The organism is Candidatus Omnitrophota bacterium, from assembly GCA_028716245.1.
GTDB lineage: Bacteria > Omnitrophota > Gorgyraeia > Gygaellales > Profunditerraquicolaceae > UBA6249.
Genome location: JAQUQW010000003.1, coordinates 88,828 through 107,437, shown reverse-complemented (window position 1 = coordinate 107,437; position 18,610 = coordinate 88,828). Strand labels below are relative to the sequence as shown.

Genomic DNA, 18,610 nt, shown 5'->3' with positions numbered 1-18,610 from the left:
TTTTATGATCTATTCCTAGGGAATAAATCTCCCACCAAAAACAGAACACTCCGCGCTTATAAGGAATTATGCGGGTGTGCCCGTGTGGGCAAGGAGTATTAAGATGTGGTTTAAGAACTTGTTTCTGGGTATTTTTGTATTATTTTCAGTATTAGGCTGTTCAGGCCAAAAAGTTGATTCCAAGCCCGCCATAACTATTTGGCACTGGATGACCGACCGCGACGCAACCTTTCAGGAACTGGCAAAAAAATATGAGACTTTAACCGGCGTAAAAGTAAATTTCGAGCTTTATGCCCCTTCGGACGCTTATTCGCAGAAGATCCGCGCCGCGGCCCAAGGCATAAACCTTCCGGATGTTTTCGGCATTTTGGGAGAGAAGAGGGATTTTGCTTCTTTTATCAAAGCCGGCCACATCTTAGATCTTACCTCTTATATGGAAGCTAACAATAGCGGTTGGAAGAACAGCTTTTTCCCCAAGGCGCTGGCAGTGAATGAATTTATCTTGGGTAATAGTTATGGGATAAATCCCGGCACATATGGTGTTCCGATCGATATTATGACCATCCAGATGGTCTATAACAAAAAACTTTTTGCGCAATTAGGTTTAAATCCCAATCATCCTCCCAAAACTCTTCCTGAATTCTTGGAAATCGGGGCTAAAATCAAAGCCAACGGATTGCAAGGGCTGGTCTCCGGATGGGGTGAGGTTTGGATGATTGATTGCCTGGCCAACGACTATGCCTTTAATATTATGGGTAAAGACAAGGTAATGGCGACGATAAGAGGGGAAGTCCCCTACACCGATCTGGATTGGGTCAAGGTATTTTCTATCTTTAAACAGATGCAGGATTCAGGTGTCTTAGCTAAAGGCCTGGTAACCATGATTAATAAATCCGCGGAACAGCTTTTTGCCAATGAAAAAGCTGTTTTTGCTTTTAACGGCTCCTGGTGCGTGAATGTTTATAAAGGAATGAATCCTAACCTTGAATACGGGGCGATGCTGCCGCCGCAGGCCTCGGACAAGTATCCGATGTCTATTTGGGGCGGAGCAGGTTCTTCTTTTATGGTTAACGCGCGTTCTAAGAATAAGGAAGAAGCGGTTAAGTTTTTAATTTGGTTGACCGACCAGGACCAGCAGGCGTATTTATCCAAAGCCACCAATAATCTGCCTGCCAACAAAAACTGTCTGGCTAAGATTCCTGAAGTGCTTGCCCAATTTGCCCGCGGTATGGAATATGCGACCCATCCGAATGTCTGGGGGGTTTCGGAGTTTTCTTTGGTCATCGAGGCCTTTGACCGCGGCATCCAGTCCATTATTATCGGAGAGAAAACTCCCGAACAGGTAGCCGCGGAAGTGCAGCAGATTAAGGATCGTGAGATGGCCAAGAGAAAAGCGAAATAATGAAGATAAAAGATACATTAGAAAATTACACCTTTGTCCTGCCGGCAGTAACCATATTTTCCATATTCTATATTATTCCTTTTATTTGGGTTTTTCAGTTGGGCCTCTTTGATTGGGATGGGATTTCTTTTACTAAGGTATTCGTCGGCCTGCAGAATTTTAAAGAGATCTTCCTGCAAGATAGAAACTGGTGGCAGTCAATGTGGAACGCCGGTTATATTACTTTGATTGCCTTGACCTTCCAGAATATCCTGGCTTTTATGCTTGCCTGGGCCTGCGACCGTGAAATCAGGATGAAAAATTTTTACCGGGTGATTTTTTTTATCCCCCCGGTCCTCTCGGAAGTGGTCGTGGGCATGGCCTGGCGTTTTATTATCAATGATATTGACGGAGCAAACGTAATCAACCGGACGCTTACGCAAATGGGTTTTCCGCATTTAGTGCATAATTGGTTATCCGACCCCAATACCGCCCTTACTACCGTGGCGATTGTGCATTGCTGGAAAGGTTTTGGCTGGGGATTTTTAATCTTTCTGGCGGGCTTACAGACTATTCCGCGCGAGCTTTACGAAGCCGCCCGGGTCGACGGAGCCAGCGCCTGGCAGTCATTTAAAAAAATAACCCTGCCTTTAATGATCCCGGTGATGGTGCTGGTTGCCATCCTTACGGTTCTAGGCACGATGCAGGTGTTTGTATTGATTGTCAGCCTTGTCGGGGGAGAATTCGCCGGGCATACTTCGGTTCCGGTTTTAAGGATCCTGGCTTCGATGCGCGGCTCATCGCGTTTTGGTTATGCCTGCGCCCAGGGGATTACTTTTGGCCTGGTATTGATTATAATATCTTTTATCCAATACCGTTTTTCCAAGAAAGGCCAGTAAAATAAAAAATGATGAACTCATTTTATTATAAGAGTAAAAAGATCGTGGTAAATACGCTGATCCATCTTTTCCTAATTACCGTGGCCATAACCTGTCTCTATCCGCTGCTTTGGATGATTGTCTCCAGCCTTAAAACCCAGGATATGATTTTTAAGGATATTTCTTTGATCCCGCACCAGTTCCGCCTGGAGAATTATGTCTTGGCCTGGAAAGAGGGGGGATTCGGCGGCAACTTTTGTAACAGTATTATCTATACCGTATCGGTAGTCTTTGGGATAGTGATCATTTCTTCCATGGCCGCCTATGCCTTTAGCCGCTTACGGTTTGTGGGAAGCAAATTTTTGTTCATCATGTTTATGGCGGCAATGATGATTCCCATTCCGGGAAGTTTTGTCGCCCTCTATGTCTTATTGAATAAATTACATTTAAGGAATACTCCCATTGGTTATATTTTGTGTATGATTAACGTCGGGCTCTCCACGAGTATATTTTTGCTTAAAACTTTTTTTGATAAGATGCCTAAAGAGCTGGAAGATGCCGCGCGCATTGACGGCTGTTCGAAAATCGGGATTTGGTGGCACGTTGCCCTGCCGCTGGCTAAGCCGGTGTTGGCAGTGGTGATTGTTTTTAACGCTTTAGCCGTATGGAATGAATATATCCTGGCGCTGATTATTTTTGATAACCGCAAGTTTATGCCGCTGCAGGTAGCCTTGCAATCTTTTCAAGGCGAGTTTGTTACCAATTATCCGTTATTAATGGCGGGTTTAACGATCACCGCTTTGCCGATTATTTTAGTATACCTATTTATGCAGAAATACATTATTAAAGGCGTTACCCAGGGAGCGGTAGTAGGATAAGATGAAATTCAAGTTTGTAAAATTAATTTTTACGATGGCATTTATCTGCCAGTGTACTAGTGTGTTGGCTGCCCAGCCAATCCCCCTTGCGGCCAAGCCTTCTTCAGGGGAGCTGACCACTAAGGCCTGGATTGCCCACGGCAAGAGGGATATCGAGGCTACGAATAAATATACTCAGGAATGCATTGATCTGTATGCTTCTCAGGCGGATAAAGAGCAGGCAGCTTTAACCGCTTTGCCTAAGAATAAAAAAGAAATTGAGGCAGTGCAGGTATTAAATGATGTGACCACCTGTTATTTTATCCAGGCAGAGAGCCTGATGCGCCAGCAGAAACTTGATGAGGCCAAAAAAATATTCAAATTAATCATCGATAAATATTCTTATGGCCAGGGATGGGACCCGCGCGGCTGGTTCTGGTCGATAAAACTGGCTGCCGAACAAAGCATTAAAAAAATCGAGACCGGCTCCATAGAAGTAGAGCAGAAGAAAAAAGTCAGCCAGCTTCTGACAAAATTATCTCTATTTGATCCGGGTAAAGAAGAATTTGTCGATTACGCCAAATACGGCGAATTTCAAAACACCGGGACCAAAGATTATAAATATGTTATCGCCGACCAGAAGGGTTTAATCGAGGCAGTTGGAGAAGGTGTTTATCCCAACAACAGCGCGGTCAGGAAGGATCCGATTTTTAAGCAGGTGATTAAAGACAAGCGCCTGGAGGGGGATGTTTGGGATTTTCTTTATTCCCCGGATTTAGAGGCGGCGTTTGTCAAATGGACAACCTCCAGCGAGCCGCAAGGGGTAAAGTTGTATGGCACTGGTTTGATTTTGGAGAAGGCCGGTTTAATTACCCAGGCGATTAAATGTTATTATTCGATTGTCGTGCATTTCCCCGGCAGCTACGGTTGGACTTATTGGCATACCCCCTGGTATGTGGGCCAGGCCGCGATTGCCAAAATAAATTTTCTGCTCAGGCGCAATCCCCAGCTGGGTTATAAACTGGAAGGCGCCCGGATCGATATCATTAATGGTTTTGACAATGATATCTCCAATGATATCGCGGTAACTAATCCCGGAAAATTCGTCAAAGTTGACATGGCCCAGGAAGCAGTCAAGCCTAAGCCTACGGCTGAATCGGTGGGGATTAAAAAGAAGATTGGCCATGGTAAAGTGCGTCTAGTGCAGTATAATAATGATGATTGGCAGTTAGTGGTTGAAGATAAGCCTTATATTATTAAAGGGATTACTTACGCGCCGACAAAAGTAGGCCAGTCTCCGGATGACGGAACCCTGAAGAACTGGATGGAGGAGGATCTTGACGGAAACGGAAAAATCGACGGGCCATATGATGCCTTTGTGGATAAGAACAGGAACAATATCCAGGATGCCGATGAGCCGGCTGTCGGTGATTTTAAATTGATGCAGGATATGGGCGTTAATACCATCCGCCTTTACCATCATCCTTTAAAGGTAAATAAAGAATTAATGCGTGATATGTATAATACTTATGGTATAAGCGTAATTATGGGGGATTTTTTGGGCAAATACGCCATCGGCTCAGGAGCAACCTGGAATCCCGGGACCGACTATAATAATGAAGAGCAAAAGAAAAAAATGATTGAGTCGGTCAAAGGAATGGTCAATGAGTTTAAAGATGAGCCTTACATTTTATTCTGGCTCCTGGGCAATGAGAATGTTTACGGGTATGCTTGTAATGCCAATGAATATCCGGAAGCTTATTTTAAATTTGCCAATGAAGTGGCCAGGATAATTAAGTCTATCGACCCAAATCACCCGGTAGCCATATGCAGCGGAGATATTTTATTTTTGGATAAATTCGGCAAGAATGCCCCGGATATAGATATCTTTGGTACCAATGCTTACCGCGGGGATTATGGTTTTGGCGCTTTTTGGAGGCAGGTTAAGGAGCAGGCAGGCAAGCCGGCTTTTATTACCGAGTTTGGCTGCCCGGCATACGCTGAGGGAAAAAGTGTCGATGAGGCTGAGGAACTGCAGGCGCAATATCATTTAGGTTCCTGGGAAGATATTCAGAATAATATGGCATTTGAAAATGGAGCGGGTAATGCCATAGGCGGAGTGGTCTTTGAATGGCTGGATGAATGGTGGAAGGCTTATGAACCGGCAATTCATGATACCAAAGGTTTATGGACCGGGCCGTTTCCCGATGGATATATGCATGAGGAGTGGCTGGGTATGGCCGGCCAGGGGGATGGTAAACTAAGCCCGTTTTTGCGGCAATTGCGCAAAGCGTATTATATGTATCAGAAAAAGTGGAGATAAAGGAAAGTTACCCCGCGCTTATAATGAATTGCGCGGGTATGCCCTTGTGGGCAGGAGGTGTGGTATGAAAAAGTTGTCAGCAGTATTACTGGCTTTAAGTCTTTTGGTTTGCGGCATGGCCGCAGCCGAAGAAAAAGCCGCAGGCCCTAAGGAATTTGTGATCTACTTGGATAAAAACGCCAAGGATAATCATTATATTCCTTCCGGCTGGATGGGTGATTACGGCGATATTAAAATGAATGACCAAGCAGCGGATAATCCGCATAGCGGGACAACCAGCATTCAATTTATTTATAGCGCCAAGAAATCACAAAATCAGGGTTGGGCCGGAGTTTACTGGCAGAATCCTTCAAACAACTGGGGAAACAAAAAAGGCGGTTTTGATTTAACCGGCATGACCAAGCTTACCTTCTGGGCGCGCGGGGCAAAAGGCGGCGAAGTGATCCAGAAAGTGATGGTCGGCGGGATCAAGGGAACCTATCCTGATACCGTGATGGTTGAGATGGGCCCTATTGAATTGACTAACGCCTGGAAACAGTACACAGTTAATTTAGTGGGCAAGGACCTTTCTTATGTTAACGGTGCTTTTGGCTGGACCACCACCGCCGATTTAAATCCGGACGGGGCCACATTCTATATTGATGATGTAAAATTCGAGGCGGATACGGCTTTAAAACCCGAAGGTAAAAAACAGCAGGCAATGCCGTTCTATATTTATGCCGACCGGTCAACTTCAGCCAACCATTTTATACCTAGCGGCTGGATGGGTGATTACGGCGATATAAAATATGACGGAGCTTCAAAAGAAGATCCGTATTTAGGCGATACTTGCATTAAAATAATCTATAACGGAAAAGCCGCCCAAGGTGCGCGCTGGGCAGGAATTTTCTGGCAGAATCCGGCTAACAACTGGGGTGGCGTTGACGCGGGTTTTGATCTTTCCAAAGCCACCAAGCTTACCTTCTGGGCGCGCGGGGCAAAAGGCGCAGAGCGCATTGAAGAGTTTAAGGTCGGCGGTATTATGGGAGAGTTTTCGGATTCAGATAGCGCAACCATCGGCCCGGTCCTCTTGAATAAAGAGTGGACTCAATATACCATTGATTTAAAAGGCAAAGATTTGTCGTATATTATCGGCGGTTTTTGCTGGTCGGCAAATGTGGACAATAACCCGGAAGGCGCTACCTTCTATCTGGATGAGATCAAGTTTGAATAATAAAAATAGTAATTCCAAAGCTACAGGTTACAGGCATTTTTTGCTTGTAGCCTGTAGTTTTTTGTTTGTATTTATTTTGTCCGCCTGCCAGCCCAGGGAAGGCGTCTATATCCAGAAGTTAAAAAATCAACATTATCGTCTTATGGCCAACGGCCGTCCCTATATCATCAAAGGAGTCTGTTACAGCCCGATCCCAATAGGCTCAAATCAAGAGTATGACTGGTGGGGTGATCCAAATAAGCCCTGGATGGTTGACGGTAAGCTGATGAAGGAGATGGGGATTAATACTATTCGTCTTTATCAAGCGCATGATAACCCCGAAGAAGTAAAGCGGGTAATCCGGGATTTATATAACTTATACGGAATCCGAACGCTTTTGGGTGACTGGCTGGGGTTCTGGGAATATCCCTGTCCTTTTTACGGCGACCAAAAATTCCAGGATAAAGTAAAGGCTCAGGTATTAGAGATGGTCAAGCTTTATAAAGATGAGCCCGGAATCCTCGGGTGGATCTTAGGGAATGAGAATAATTATTCCTGCCTGGGGCATGTGAATCCCTGGTCAAGCCCCGAGGTTGATCAGGAGGCCAACCCCCAGAGGCAAAAAGCACTGCGCGCAAAAATTTATTACTCTTTTGTAAATGACATATCCAAAGAAATACATAAAATTGATTCCAAGCATCCCGTAGGATTAGGTAATGGTGAGTTGGTGGGGTTGGATTCTGCCGACAAATTTTGCCGGGATGTTGATTTTGTGGCCTGTATAATTTACCGCGGTAAAACTTTCGGGAATCTTTTTAAATCCCTCAGGATGACTTTCGATAAACCGGTATTATTATCTGAATTCGGCGCGGATTGCTACGATGCTTACTTAAAAAGAGAAGACCAGAATATGCAGGCGTTCTTCCTGCAGTCACAATGGCAGCAGATCTATGAGAATTTAGCCAATAACAAAAAAGGCGCGGGTAATTGCATAGGCGGGACGGTTTTTGAGTGGACGGATGAATGGTGGAAGCATAATCCTGATAATCCGGAAGGCTGGAAGGTTCATGATACCGAAGGCGGCTGGTCCAACGGCAGTTATTATTTTGACATAAGAGTGCCGGGCGGCATGAATATGAATGAAGAATGGTTTGGTATCTGCGCTTTATCGGAAAGCCTTGAGAATGGTTTAAATAAACGTATTCCACGCAAGGCTTATTATGTTATAAGGGAATTCTGGAAGCATCCGGTAATAAAGAAAACACACAACAAAAGAGCGGGAGGCTAGCCTATGTTAGTTTTTTTAAGGTCTGCGGTATTATTTTTAAGCCTATTGATATCTGTGCCTTTGGTTTATTGCGCTCAAACCTCCGGCTGCTCCGGTATTGAAGAATCCAAATCAAAATATCTGGCGGCTAACCAGTATAATGAATTTATCGAGTTCCTGGATAATTTTAAGGAGAAGGATAAGGTTGATCCGCTTTGCCTAAAATTTTATAAAGCCCAAGCGCGTTACCTGCAGCTTAAGTACCTGGAAGAAAAACAATCCTGGGATGATTATTTTGCCAACGGCAATACTTACCGGCAGCAGCTGGTAGAGAATGCCCAGAAGGTTATCGAGCAGGCTGATACCGGTAATCCCTTGAGGCCAAAGATGAGGCTTCTGCTTTGGCAATTTCATTATGGCCAGCAGGATGCTTTTGTGCAAGCGTCTTTGGATGATTTGATCGCCGACCTCAACGCTTACGCCAAAGTTAAAAGCGACCCGGAGTTGATTAAAGATATTGCCGATGCCCTCTTAGCCGGCGAAGAAAAAACAAAAGCCCGCCAAATTTATAAACTTTATGTGGATCAGCTGGTTGCCGGAAAGATAACCGATCCAGAGCTTAAAAGCGTGGCCGCCGGATTCTACAAAGGGGGCAACGTAGAATTAGCGCAGGCTGTTTATAATATTTATACGGAAAGGATTTCAAAAACCCTGGCTCCTGAGAAACTTGTTCAGGAGTTGTTTGAAATTGCCAGCCTTTTTGTTTATAAGCCGCAAGGCCTTTATGACCTGGCTTATGCTGAAGAAATTTATGCCAAGATAGAAGGATTGGGAAGCAAGAATGTTTTTAATCAGGAAACAATCTACTTGCGCGCCTTTAACTTAGAGAAACTCAGGGATTATAAAGGAGCAGAGAAGCTTTATTTACAATTAACCCGGCTTTATCCGGATACCAAGCATTTTGATGAGGCCGTTTATAAAGTTGCCATGATTGAGGCATATGTTTTGGCAAATATTAATGAAGCAAGGAAATATTTTGAAATGCTCGCGGCTAAAACCGTATTTAGCCCGCAGGTTATTTCCAGCTTCTATCAGTTAGGGTTGTTAGCGCAATGGGAAGGCAATTTAGTTAAAGCCAAAGAGTATTATGGTTTGTTGTTAAAAAATTCCGCGGATAGCTATGCCGCAACAGCGGCACTGGTTAAAGACAGGCTTAAAGAGATCCAGGAGGATAAGCAGATCGATTACAACTTGAAGACTTTTCTTGACCTGTCTTTAAAAAATGCCAACCCCTTAGTTGAGATGGGCAAAGCAGAATTAAAATCTTCCAGTTATGTGCTCGATAAAGATCAAAAAGCCACAATTTCCTCTCTGATTGAGATGCCGCAGAGCGGTTGTAATCAAGTTGAGCTGCAGTACCTCTGGAGCGGTGATTTAGGCGGGGCTAGCCCGGCAGTAACTGATGGCAGTTTTCAATGCGCCTATCCTGATGCCGGGACAAAAGCAATAAATATAGTGATAATCTCACCTGCAGGAGCCATAGACCGTTTTTTTACAATGGTTGATGTCTATTAATCCAGCCTCACCTTAAAAAAAACCAAGACCCTGTTTCCTGCTCAATCGGGAAACAGGGTCTTGGTTGAAATCACTTGACTTAAGGCTTCTTTGGTAGTAAAGTAAAATAAATATTTTATTTATTTTTATAATAAGAGGTAATTTTCTCCTATGCATTTATTAGATTTACAAAAAGAAGATTTTAGCGAGAAAGAAAAACGCAATATTGAGATATTGGGTATCCTTAGAAAACAGGGGCCGATAAGCCGCCCGGACATCTCTCAGGAGATGGGGATAAATATAGTGAGCGTTTCTAATTATATCGATGATTTCATCAAGAGTAACCTGGTTTATGAAAAGGAGCTGGACGTATCCGAAGGGGGCCGCCGGCCGGTGTTGTTGGATTTAAACCCACGCGCCGGATACGCCATCGGGGTGGGATTAAACCTGATGAATATGGTCGGTCTTCTGGTAGATTTAAAAGGCAACATTATTACCAAAACTCAAATTGCCCGGCCGCAGGCTTCGGTTAAGGAAGTATCGGAGTGCCTTTTAGAAATTGTACGCGAAATCTTAAGGCGTTCCAAGGGGTATGTTGAAAACATAAAAGGTATCGGTATAGGCGTTGCCGGATTAATTAATAAAAAAGACGGCTCTATCCGCTGGCCGCAGAAAATGGACCATTATTATACTTATGCCTCAGTAGACCTTCCTTTAAAGGGGTTAATCGAGAAAGAATTTAATCTGCCGGCATTGATCGAAAATGACGCCAGCAGCGCCTGTTTTGGCGAACATTGGCTGGATTTAGGAGGAGCTTATAAAGATATTATTTATATGTTCTCCGGAGTCGGCTGCGGGATCATGATTAACGGAGAACTTTATCGCGGCTGGCAAGGATATGCCGGCGAGGTTTCTATTTATAATTATAAGGAACAGGATCTTTTTAACTGCCCGGCTGGGTCCCCTTGTTTTGTCAAGCGTTGGGATATGGATTTGGGAATTATCGATGAGATAAAAGCAATTTTGCTTAAAGATAAAGGAAAGGCAGCAGAATTTTTACGGGCGACATCAACCAGCATAGAGAACATAGATTTAAAAAGCATATTTAGCGCTTCCCGTTTAAAGAATGAAGTGGCCCTGGCGGCACTAGCCCGGGCGGCCAAAAGATTAGGGATAAAAATTGCTTATTTAGTTAACCTGCTTAACCCGCAGGTGGTAATTATCGGCGGAGGCTTCGAAGAGTCAGGAGAAGAGTTTTTAAATAAAGTAAGGAATACAGTTGTAGATTGGGCTTTTCGCGAAGTAACCGCTGATTTAAAAATTACTTATTCTCAATTAAGAGAGAACGCCGTGGCCATGGGCGCGGCAAGTCTGGTTTTAGAGAGAGTATTCGCCCAATTATAAGTCGGAAAACGATGGTTTGCCTTCCGCTTGGCAAAGCCATAGGGGGTGTTATGGAACAGAAAACAAAATTTATTATTGTTGGCTTAATAGGTTTTTCCGTAGTCTGCCTTTTTCTTTTTATGCAGGCAACTAACCAGCAGCAAACACTGCTTAGGGAAAGCAATGACTTAAAGAGTGAGAATGCTACTCTGCTGAGCAAGGTTAACCGGCTGGAGAATGACTTAAGAGGAAACCAAAGCAAGATAGATTCTCTCAAAGGCGAAAGGGATAAGTGGGCCGAAGAGCTGAACAATTTACAGAAAAAGTATGACTCGGTAACTAAGGTCAGGGATGAATTGATTGATAAGTTAAAGAAGCAGAACCAGCGTCAGCAGGAGGCTTCTGTCACCCAAGACGCCCTGAAAACACTTAAGGCTGAGAATGAGGAACTTGTCCGGCAATTAAAGAGTTTGAGCATCCGTAAGATGACTTTGAGCCAAAAAGTCCAAAGCCTTCAGGAAGCCAAATCTACGCTGGAGAAGCGTTTGGGTGAAATGAATATAATGCTCACCGAAAGGATTTCCCAGATTGGTTCTGTTAAAAGGGAATCGGATGCGCTTAAAAGCGACGGGCCCGCGGCTGTTTCAGAGAAGAAAAGGGAATCCGTGGAACTGCCGGCGATAATCGTGCGTTCTTCTCCTTATTCGGAAAAGGCGGAGGTGCCGTTGTTTCCCGGTAAGATTTTAGCGGTAAATGCGGAGAATAACTTTGTAATTATAGATTTGGGGCTTTCATCGGGAGTTAAAGTCGGGGATATGTTTAATGTTTACCGTGCGCAAAAATCAATCGGCTCTATCGCGGTAATCCAGACAAGAGACAATATTTCCGCCTGTGACATAAAGAGGACAAGCGCCCCGTTAAAAATCGGCGATAATATAAAATAGTTTTTCACTAATGACACGCACTAAAAAAGCAGCATCTCCCTCCAGAAATAATTCTATCGTTGATGTCGCACGGGCCAGCGGAGTATCCATTACTACCGTTTCCCGGGTGATCAATAAAATCGGCTCGGTCAAAGAATCCAATCGTATAAAAGTAATGAATGCGGTCCGCGAATTAAAATTCCAGCCGTCTATCTTTGCGCAGCGCCTGGCAACCGGCAAAAGCAATGTTGTGGCTTTGGTAATTCCGCGTTATGAAGGGGTATTTTATTCATTCTACGCCCTGGAGCTTATCCGCGGGGTAGGCACGATGTGCGAAGCTCTCAAGCTGGATTTACTTTTGCATTTAACCGACGCGCGCGCTCCCTTATCTTTACGCGGGGTAGGCGGGATAATCTTTTCCGATATTATCGGTAACCGCGCCCAGCTGGAAGAGTCTTTAGTCAAAGGCATACCTAGTGTCGTGATTAATTATTATGTGGATGACTTGAATGTTTCCTGTATCGCCATCGATAATGCCGGGGGCGCCGAGAGCGCGGTCAATTATTTGATCGAGTTAGGGCATCGAAAAATTGCGCATATTACCGGGGATGTAATGACTCAGGCGGCAGCCAAGCGCCTGGAGGGTTACAAGCACGCATTAACGAAAAATAATATTAAGGTCAGAGAGGATTATATATTTCAAACTGATTATTCCCGCGGGGCAGCCAGAAGCGCGGCCGAGAAGTTAATTAAGGCCTTTGATCCGGCAACCGCTGTGTTTGTCGCCTCTGATGCGATGGCCTTGGAAGTAATGGCCGTGGCCCGTGAATTAGGCAAGAATATTCCGGATGATTTATCGATTGTCGGTTTTGATGATAACCCTTCGGGGCTTTACGGCCCGGTTGGGCTGACTACCGTGCGCCAGCCGTTGATCCGGATGGCCGAAGAAAGTGTCAAAGAATTAAACCGCCTGATTGTTTTAAATAAAAATGCGCCGAAAAAAATTCTGCTTCCCGCGGAATTAGTGATCCGGGAGTCCTGCAAGCCTTTTGCCGGCGGATAAGCTCTTGCTACAATCAGTAGTATATTATAATAAATGGCTACCCCATATATTGTAAAGTTTTTTGTTGACAATAGTTATTGCCTTTGTTATATTGCTTGAGTAATTTATAATCAACCTTCCTAATATTCGAGGTGAAAAATGGAATTAAAGTTATCCCCTAACGCCGTCAAGGTTCTTGAGCGCAGGTATCTGCGCAAGGATCAAGAGGGTAAACTTATCGAAACCCCGGAGCAGTTGTTTGTCCGCGTTGCCAATGCTATTGCTGTTGCGGATAAACAGTACGGCGTATTAGAGCAGGATGTAAAGGTCCTGGCGGAGGAATTTTTTAAGATGATGGCTAATTTAGAGTTCCTGCCTAATTCCCCGTGCCTGATGAACGCGGGAAAAGAATTAGGGCAGCTTTCCGCTTGTTTTACCCTCCCCATTGAAGATTCGATGGAATCGATTTTTGAAACCTTAAAAGTCACCAGCCTTATCCATAAATCCGGCGGCGGCACAGGTTTTAATTTTTCGCGCCTGCGCCCCAAAAATGCCGTAGTTAAAACTACCGGCGGAGTCGCCAGCGGGCCGATTTCATTTATGCGCGTGTATGACGCGGCGACTGAGGCGGTCAAGCAAGGCGGCACCCGCCGCGGCGCCAATATGGGTATTTTGCGCGTGGATCATCCGGATATTATGGAATTTATCACCTGCAAGGAAAACAATAATCATATTACTAATTTTAATATCTCCGTTGCCATTACCGACGAGTTTATGCGCAGACTTGCCAAGGGGGAGGATTATGATTTGATCGATCCGCACACGCATAAGCCGGTGCAGAAGATTAACAGTAAAGATGTGTTTAATTTAATCGTAAAACAGGCGCACAAAAACGGCGAGCCGGGAATCATTTTTATTGACCGGATTAACCAGTATAACCCTACTCCGAAATTAGGAGAGATTGAAAGCACTAATCCCTGCGGTGAACAGCCTTTATTGCCTTATGAGAGCTGCGATTTAGGCTCGATAAACCTGGATCAGATGTGTAAAAAGGTTGGAACACGCTGTGAGATTAATTGGGACAGGTTAAAAGAGGTTACGGTTTTAGCGGTGCATTTTCTGGATAATTTGATTGATGTGAATAAATTCCCGCTTCCGGAAATCGAGAAGGCTACCAAGGCTACCCGTAAAATTGGCTTAGGGGTAATGGGTTGGGCAAGTTTATTGATCCGCCTGAATATTCCTTATAATAGCGAAGAGGCCGTAGCCTTAGCGGAAAAATTAATGTCATTTATTTTGGAGGAAGCGAATAAAAAATCCTTGGAGTTGGGGAAAAATAAAGGCGTATTCCCGGCTTTTGAAGGAAGTATTTATGATAAAAAATACGGTTCAAGCAGGATGCGCAACGCCACGTTGACAACCATTGCCCCCACCGGGACAATCAGCATCATCGCCGGCCCCTGCTCTTCGGGAATCGAGCCTCTATTTGCCCTGTCATATTATCGTAATGTTATGGATAATGATAAGCTGGTGGAGGTAGAGCCGTTGTTTGAGCAGGCCGCGCGGCAAAGAGGGTTCTATAGCACCAAGCTTATGGAAAAGATTGCCGAGAGCGCTTCAATAAAAGATATTAAAGAAATTCCTGAAGATGTGCGCAGGGTTTTTGTGACCAGCCATGATATTGCTCCTGAATGGCATGTGCGCATGCAGGCGGCTTTCCAGAAATACGTGCACAATGCGACAAGCAAGACGATTAATTTTCCGCATGAGGCGACCATTGAAGAAGTGCGTAAAGCTTATGTTATGGCGTTTGATTTAAACTGTAAAGGTATAACTATTTACCGCGATAAGAGCCGTGAAGAGCAGGTGTTAAATGTCGGCAAGCCCAAGGAGAAGCAGGAGAGAATCATTCATGAGATTAAGAAAGAGATTGCCCCGCGCCCGCGGCCGGAAGTAATTATCGGCACGACCACCAAGGTTTCTACCGGCTGCGGCAATCTTTATGTCACCATAAATATCGACGAAGACGGTAAACCATTTGAATTATTTACCCAGATGGGTAAAGCCGGCGGTTGCGCAGCGTCTCAGCTTGAGGCAACCGGCCGCCTGGTTTCTTTGGCCTTTCGCGCAAATATCGAGGTAAAATCTATTATTGAGCAATTGCGTAATATCCGCTGCCCGTCTCCCTCCTGGGAAAAGGGCCAGAGAATATTCTCTTGCGCGGATGCGATTGCCCGGGTTATCGAACGCCGGCTGATCAATACGCAGCCAGCTGCTATGGCTGCCGCAGAATCAGCAACTATCCCGATGAAGCATTCGCATGATGACCAATTACAGTCATCGGATTTGGATGAGCAGGTCAATATCGTTGGAATGTGCCCTGATTGCGGAGGCGCCCTGCGCCATGAGGAAGGCTGCGTTAAATGCCATGGCTGCGGATATTCTAAGTGCTAAATTTAAGGGGACGTGCCAAAAAGGGACACCCTTAAAAAGGGTGTCCCTTTTTGGCACGTCCCCGGCTACCTGTCCCTAATTATTTCCCATGAATAATTTTGATGTAATTATTATCGGTGCCGGCCATGCCGGTATTGAAGCAAGCTTGGTCTGCGCCCGGCTTGGCGCTAAAACCCTGATGCTTACCTTGGATATCAATTCCATCGGAAGGATGAGCTGTAATCCGGCTATCGGCGGGGTAGGTAAGGGCCAGTTAGTAAAAGAGATTGATGCTTTAGGCGGACAAATGGGCCGGACTGCTGATGCCTGCGCAATCCAATTCCGTATTCTTAATTCCTCAAAAGGCGCGGCCGTGCAATCATCGCGGGCCCAGATCGATATGCATAAATACAGCCGTTATATGCGGCGCATCGTTTTACATCAGAAGAATTTAACGGTAAAAGAGGCAGAGGCAAAGAAATTAATCGTTAGAGATGGCAGGGTTTTGGGAGTAGTTACGGATAAGGGGGAGATCGGCGCTAAATGCGTAGTTATTTGCCCGGGGACATTTTTAGACGGTTTAATTCATATCGGGCTAAAACATTTCAGCGCCGGCCGGATTAATGAACGCGCTTCTGTGGGGCTGGCGGATAACCTGAAAAGTTTAGGTTTTAATCTTTTGCGTTTTAAAACCGGGACCTGCCCGCGCCTGAATAAGCATACCATTAATTTTTCCAATCTAATAATCCAGGAAGGCGATTTAATTCCTAAACCGTTTTCGTTCTCGACAAAAAACATAAAGCAAAAACAAGTTTGCTGCCACATTGCTTATACCAATAAAGATACGCATGAGTTGATCCGGGCCAACCTTGACCGCTCGCCGCTTTATGCCGGCATAATTAAAGCTGCCGGCGTCAGGTATTGCCCGTCAATCGAGGATAAAATTGTTAAATTCGCGGATAAAGAACGGCATCAGGTGTTTTTAGAGCCCGAAGGTTTAGGGGTGGATGAAATTTATCCTAACGGCATATCCACCAGTTTGCCCGAAGATGTGCAGCTTAAACTATTGCATTCTATTGCCGGGCTAGAGAAAACCAAGGTTATTCGTTTTGGCTATGGTATTGAACATACCGTGGTTGATCCCACCCAACTTTTCCCGAGCCTGGAAACAAAATTAATCAAAAATCTTTTTTTGGCCGGACAACTTAACGGCACAACCGGTTATGAAGAAGCAGCGGCCCAGGGGTTAGTTGCCGGAATCAATGCTGCGCTGCGCCTTAAAGAGAAAGAGCCTTTTATCTTAGATCGGGCAAGCAGTTATATCGGCGTGTTAATCGATGATTTAACTACTAAAGGCACGGCTGAACCCTACCGTATGTTTACCTCAAGAGTGGAATACCGTTTAATTATCCGTGAGGACAACGCGGACCTGCGTTTAGCCAAGGCGGGTTTTGATTTGGGTTTGGTAAAAGAAAATGTTTACCGTAAAATAAAAAATAAAGCTCAAGGTATTAAAGATGGCCTGATCTTTTTAAGAAAAACCCGCGTTAATTGCGCCCCTTTTAATAAGCCGTTAACTTTGGAAAAATTGTTAAAACGGCCGCAGATAAGCATCAAAGATATAAATAAGATGCATAAATTAAAAACCTCAATACCTGAATCCGCTTGGCGGCAGATTGAAATCGAAGTAAAATATGCCGGGTTCATTCAAAGGCAGCTCAAAGACGTAGAGCGGTTTAAGCATATAGAGAAAATCAAACTGCCGCCGGATTTTGATTATAGCGGTTTAGCCGGCATATCCCGGGAGATAAGAGAAAAGCTGGCTAAATTCAAACCGCTTAATCTGGGCCAGGCCTCGCGTATTTCCGGCGTGACCCCCGCGGCAATTTCCCTGCTTATGGTTTATTTGAGGAAACTAAAAGGCGAAACTATTTCCTAGTTGTTCGGGACGCGGGGTATCCCTATTTCCCGATTGGAGTGGAAACAGTTTCGAGGTTGGGGATGGATAAAGATAAAAATTATCTGGCTTTAAAGAAATTTTGCCTTGATGAAGGCATCGATCTTTTTGGGGTTGCCGATATAAGCAAGATCAGGGATGAGTTTAAGATCTCTCCTAAAATCTCACAGAATTTTGATAAGGCCATTTGTTTAGGAGTTATGCTTTCTGCTTCCGTGCTTTCTGAAATAGATATTGTGCCAACCAAATTATATTTCCATCATTACAAAATAGTAAATTCTTTTTTAGATCACATAGCTTTAAGATTAGGCAATATAATCCAGAAACAAGGTTTTTTGGCGCTTGCCGTGCCGGCAACACAAATCATTGATTGGGAAAATAATATTGCCCATCTTTCGCACCGGAAATTAGGGGTTTTGGCCGGTTTAGGCTGGATTGGCAGAAATAACCTTCTGGTGAATGAGAAATTAGGCAGCCAATTTCGGCTAGTTTCGATATTAACCAACATGCCGTTAAAGACAGATGAGTTAAGTAAAAAAGATTGCGGGCAGTGCCGGCTTTGTGTTAAGATATGCCCGTCAGGGGCAATCCGAGAGTCTGCCGCGGATTTTGATCATATCAAATGTTTTGAAAAACTTAAGAGTTTTCAAAAACAGCGCCAGGTGGAGCAGTTTGTCTGCGGGATATGTGTGAATGTTTGCCGGGGTAATAAAAAATGAAAGAAAAAATTCTAGTTGTTGAAGATGAAAAAGATATCATTAAAATGCTTGAGTATAACCTTGAGAAGGAAGGTTTTAAGGTTATTACTGCCGGGGACGGAGAGGATGCTCTGGATCTGGCGGTGCGCCAGCATCCGGATCTTATCTTGCTGGATTTAATGCTTCCGGGAATGGATGGTTTAGAGGTATGTAAAGCTTTAAAAAAAGAAAGCAAGGCCGCCGCCATACCCATCATTATGCTTACGGCTAAAGGACAGGAATCGGATAAAGTTGTAGGTTTAGAGTTAGGTGCGGATGATTATATTACTAAGCCGTTTAGCCCGCGTGAGTTAGCCGCCCGCATCAAAGCGGTCCTGCGCAGGGTAACTGAAAAAGAAAAGCTTCCGGAAATATTCCAGACAGGAGATTTAAAAATAGATTTTGCCAAGATATGTGTGACGGTCAAAGATAAACCGGTTGAGTTAACCGCTAAAGAGTTTGAGCTTTTAAGGACACTGCTTAAGGTCAAAGGCAGGGTTTTATCGCGGGATTATTTATTGGATACAATCTGGGGTTTTGATCATGCCATGGAGATCCAGACCCGCACCGTAGACGTGCATATCCGCACTCTACGTAAAAAACTTAAAACCGAAGCTAAGCATATTATCACAGTGAAAAATTACGGTTACCGTTTTGAAACCGAGGATTGAAAGTTGTTTGAT

The 18,610-nt window shown here is 44.5% G+C and carries 14 protein-coding genes; all 14 read left to right on the top strand.

What is annotated here, in order from left to right; translation table 11 throughout:
- Positions 1–103: 103 nt before the first annotated feature.
- Positions 104–1,402: an extracellular solute-binding protein gene (locus tag PHG87_06575; protein ID MDD5477841.1), complete on the top strand. Its 1,299-nt coding sequence runs from the start codon at positions 104–106 to the stop codon at positions 1,400–1,402.
- The gene (locus tag PHG87_06570) at positions 1,402–2,280 is read left to right on the top strand and encodes a sugar ABC transporter permease (GenBank protein MDD5477840.1); all 879 of its coding nucleotides are present in this window, start codon (positions 1,402–1,404) and stop codon (positions 2,278–2,280) included. Before PHG87_06575 ends, PHG87_06570 begins: the two co-directional genes overlap by 1 nt.
- A gap of 8 nt (positions 2,281–2,288) precedes the next feature.
- Positions 2,289–3,137, top strand: a complete 849-nt coding sequence (locus tag PHG87_06565; GenBank protein MDD5477839.1) for a carbohydrate ABC transporter permease — start codon at positions 2,289–2,291, stop codon at positions 3,135–3,137.
- A 1-nt stretch (position 3,138) separates the two neighbouring features.
- Positions 3,139–5,439 carry a glycoside hydrolase family 2 TIM barrel-domain containing protein gene (locus PHG87_06560; GenBank protein MDD5477838.1) on the top strand — a complete coding sequence of 767 codons (2,301 nt, stop codon included), beginning with the start codon at positions 3,139–3,141 and terminating at the stop codon, positions 5,437–5,439.
- Between the two features lie 64 nt (positions 5,440–5,503).
- Positions 5,504–6,652, top strand: a complete 1,149-nt coding sequence (locus PHG87_06555; protein ID MDD5477837.1) for a hypothetical protein — start codon at positions 5,504–5,506, stop codon at positions 6,650–6,652.
- Positions 6,633–7,919 (top strand): hypothetical protein, encoded by a 1,287-nt coding sequence (locus tag PHG87_06550; GenBank protein MDD5477836.1) that lies wholly within the window; start codon positions 6,633–6,635, stop codon positions 7,917–7,919. Before PHG87_06555 ends, PHG87_06550 begins: the two co-directional genes overlap by 20 nt.
- A 3-nt stretch (positions 7,920–7,922) precedes the next feature.
- Positions 7,923–9,473 carry a hypothetical protein gene (locus PHG87_06545; GenBank protein ID MDD5477835.1) on the top strand — a complete coding sequence of 517 codons (1,551 nt, stop codon included), beginning with the start codon at positions 7,923–7,925 and terminating at the stop codon, positions 9,471–9,473.
- Positions 9,474–9,623: 150 nt separating this feature from the next.
- A complete protein-coding gene (locus PHG87_06540; protein MDD5477834.1) occupies positions 9,624–10,856 on the top strand; it encodes an ROK family protein in 1,233 nt (410 codons plus the stop codon).
- A 50-nt stretch (positions 10,857–10,906) separates the two neighbouring features.
- Positions 10,907–11,779: a hypothetical protein gene (locus tag PHG87_06535; GenBank protein MDD5477833.1), complete on the top strand. Its 873-nt coding sequence runs from the start codon at positions 10,907–10,909 to the stop codon at positions 11,777–11,779.
- Between the two features lie 10 nt (positions 11,780–11,789).
- Positions 11,790–12,821 (top strand): LacI family DNA-binding transcriptional regulator, encoded by a 1,032-nt coding sequence (locus PHG87_06530; GenBank protein MDD5477832.1) that lies wholly within the window; start codon positions 11,790–11,792, stop codon positions 12,819–12,821.
- A 138-nt stretch (positions 12,822–12,959) separates the two neighbouring features.
- Complete coding sequence (locus tag PHG87_06525; protein MDD5477831.1) at positions 12,960–15,254, top strand: vitamin B12-dependent ribonucleotide reductase; 2,295 nt, start codon at positions 12,960–12,962, stop codon at positions 15,252–15,254.
- A gap of 88 nt (positions 15,255–15,342) precedes the next feature.
- Positions 15,343–17,172, top strand: a complete 1,830-nt coding sequence (mnmG, locus tag PHG87_06520) for a tRNA uridine-5-carboxymethylaminomethyl(34) synthesis enzyme MnmG (protein MDD5477830.1) — start codon at positions 15,343–15,345, stop codon at positions 17,170–17,172.
- Positions 17,173–17,234: 62 nt separating this feature from the next.
- The gene (locus PHG87_06515) at positions 17,235–17,909 is read left to right on the top strand and encodes a 4Fe-4S double cluster binding domain-containing protein (GenBank protein MDD5477829.1); all 675 of its coding nucleotides are present in this window, start codon (positions 17,235–17,237) and stop codon (positions 17,907–17,909) included.
- Positions 17,906–18,598, top strand: coding sequence for a response regulator (locus tag PHG87_06510; protein MDD5477828.1), 693 nt, complete (start codon positions 17,906–17,908; stop codon positions 18,596–18,598). Before PHG87_06515 ends, PHG87_06510 begins: the two co-directional genes overlap by 4 nt.
- Positions 18,599–18,610: the final 12 nt, after the last annotated feature.

What these genes read in the sequence shown, in the direction of transcription:
- PHG87_06575 (MDD5477841.1), top strand. Translation starts at nt 104, where the DNA reads ATGTGGTTTAAGAACTTGTTTCTGGGTATTTTTGTATTATTTTCAGTA.
- PHG87_06570 (MDD5477840.1), top strand. Translation starts at nt 1,402, where the DNA reads ATGAAGATAAAAGATACATTAGAAAATTACACCTTTGTCCTGCCGGCA.
- PHG87_06565 (MDD5477839.1), top strand. Translation starts at nt 2,289, where the DNA reads ATGATGAACTCATTTTATTATAAGAGTAAAAAGATCGTGGTAAATACG.
- PHG87_06560 (MDD5477838.1), top strand. Translation starts at nt 3,139, where the DNA reads ATGAAATTCAAGTTTGTAAAATTAATTTTTACGATGGCATTTATCTGC.
- PHG87_06555 (MDD5477837.1), top strand. Translation starts at nt 5,504, where the DNA reads ATGAAAAAGTTGTCAGCAGTATTACTGGCTTTAAGTCTTTTGGTTTGC.
- PHG87_06550 (MDD5477836.1), top strand. Translation starts at nt 6,633, where the DNA reads ATGAGATCAAGTTTGAATAATAAAAATAGTAATTCCAAAGCTACAGGT.
- PHG87_06545 (MDD5477835.1), top strand. Translation starts at nt 7,923, where the DNA reads ATGTTAGTTTTTTTAAGGTCTGCGGTATTATTTTTAAGCCTATTGATA.
- PHG87_06540 (MDD5477834.1), top strand. Translation starts at nt 9,624, where the DNA reads ATGCATTTATTAGATTTACAAAAAGAAGATTTTAGCGAGAAAGAAAAA.
- PHG87_06535 (MDD5477833.1), top strand. Translation starts at nt 10,907, where the DNA reads ATGGAACAGAAAACAAAATTTATTATTGTTGGCTTAATAGGTTTTTCC.
- PHG87_06530 (MDD5477832.1), top strand. Translation starts at nt 11,790, where the DNA reads ATGACACGCACTAAAAAAGCAGCATCTCCCTCCAGAAATAATTCTATC.
- PHG87_06525 (MDD5477831.1), top strand. Translation starts at nt 12,960, where the DNA reads ATGGAATTAAAGTTATCCCCTAACGCCGTCAAGGTTCTTGAGCGCAGG.
- mnmG (MDD5477830.1), top strand. Translation starts at nt 15,343, where the DNA reads ATGAATAATTTTGATGTAATTATTATCGGTGCCGGCCATGCCGGTATT.
- PHG87_06515 (MDD5477829.1), top strand. Translation starts at nt 17,235, where the DNA reads ATGGATAAAGATAAAAATTATCTGGCTTTAAAGAAATTTTGCCTTGAT.
- PHG87_06510 (MDD5477828.1), top strand. Translation starts at nt 17,906, where the DNA reads ATGAAAGAAAAAATTCTAGTTGTTGAAGATGAAAAAGATATCATTAAA.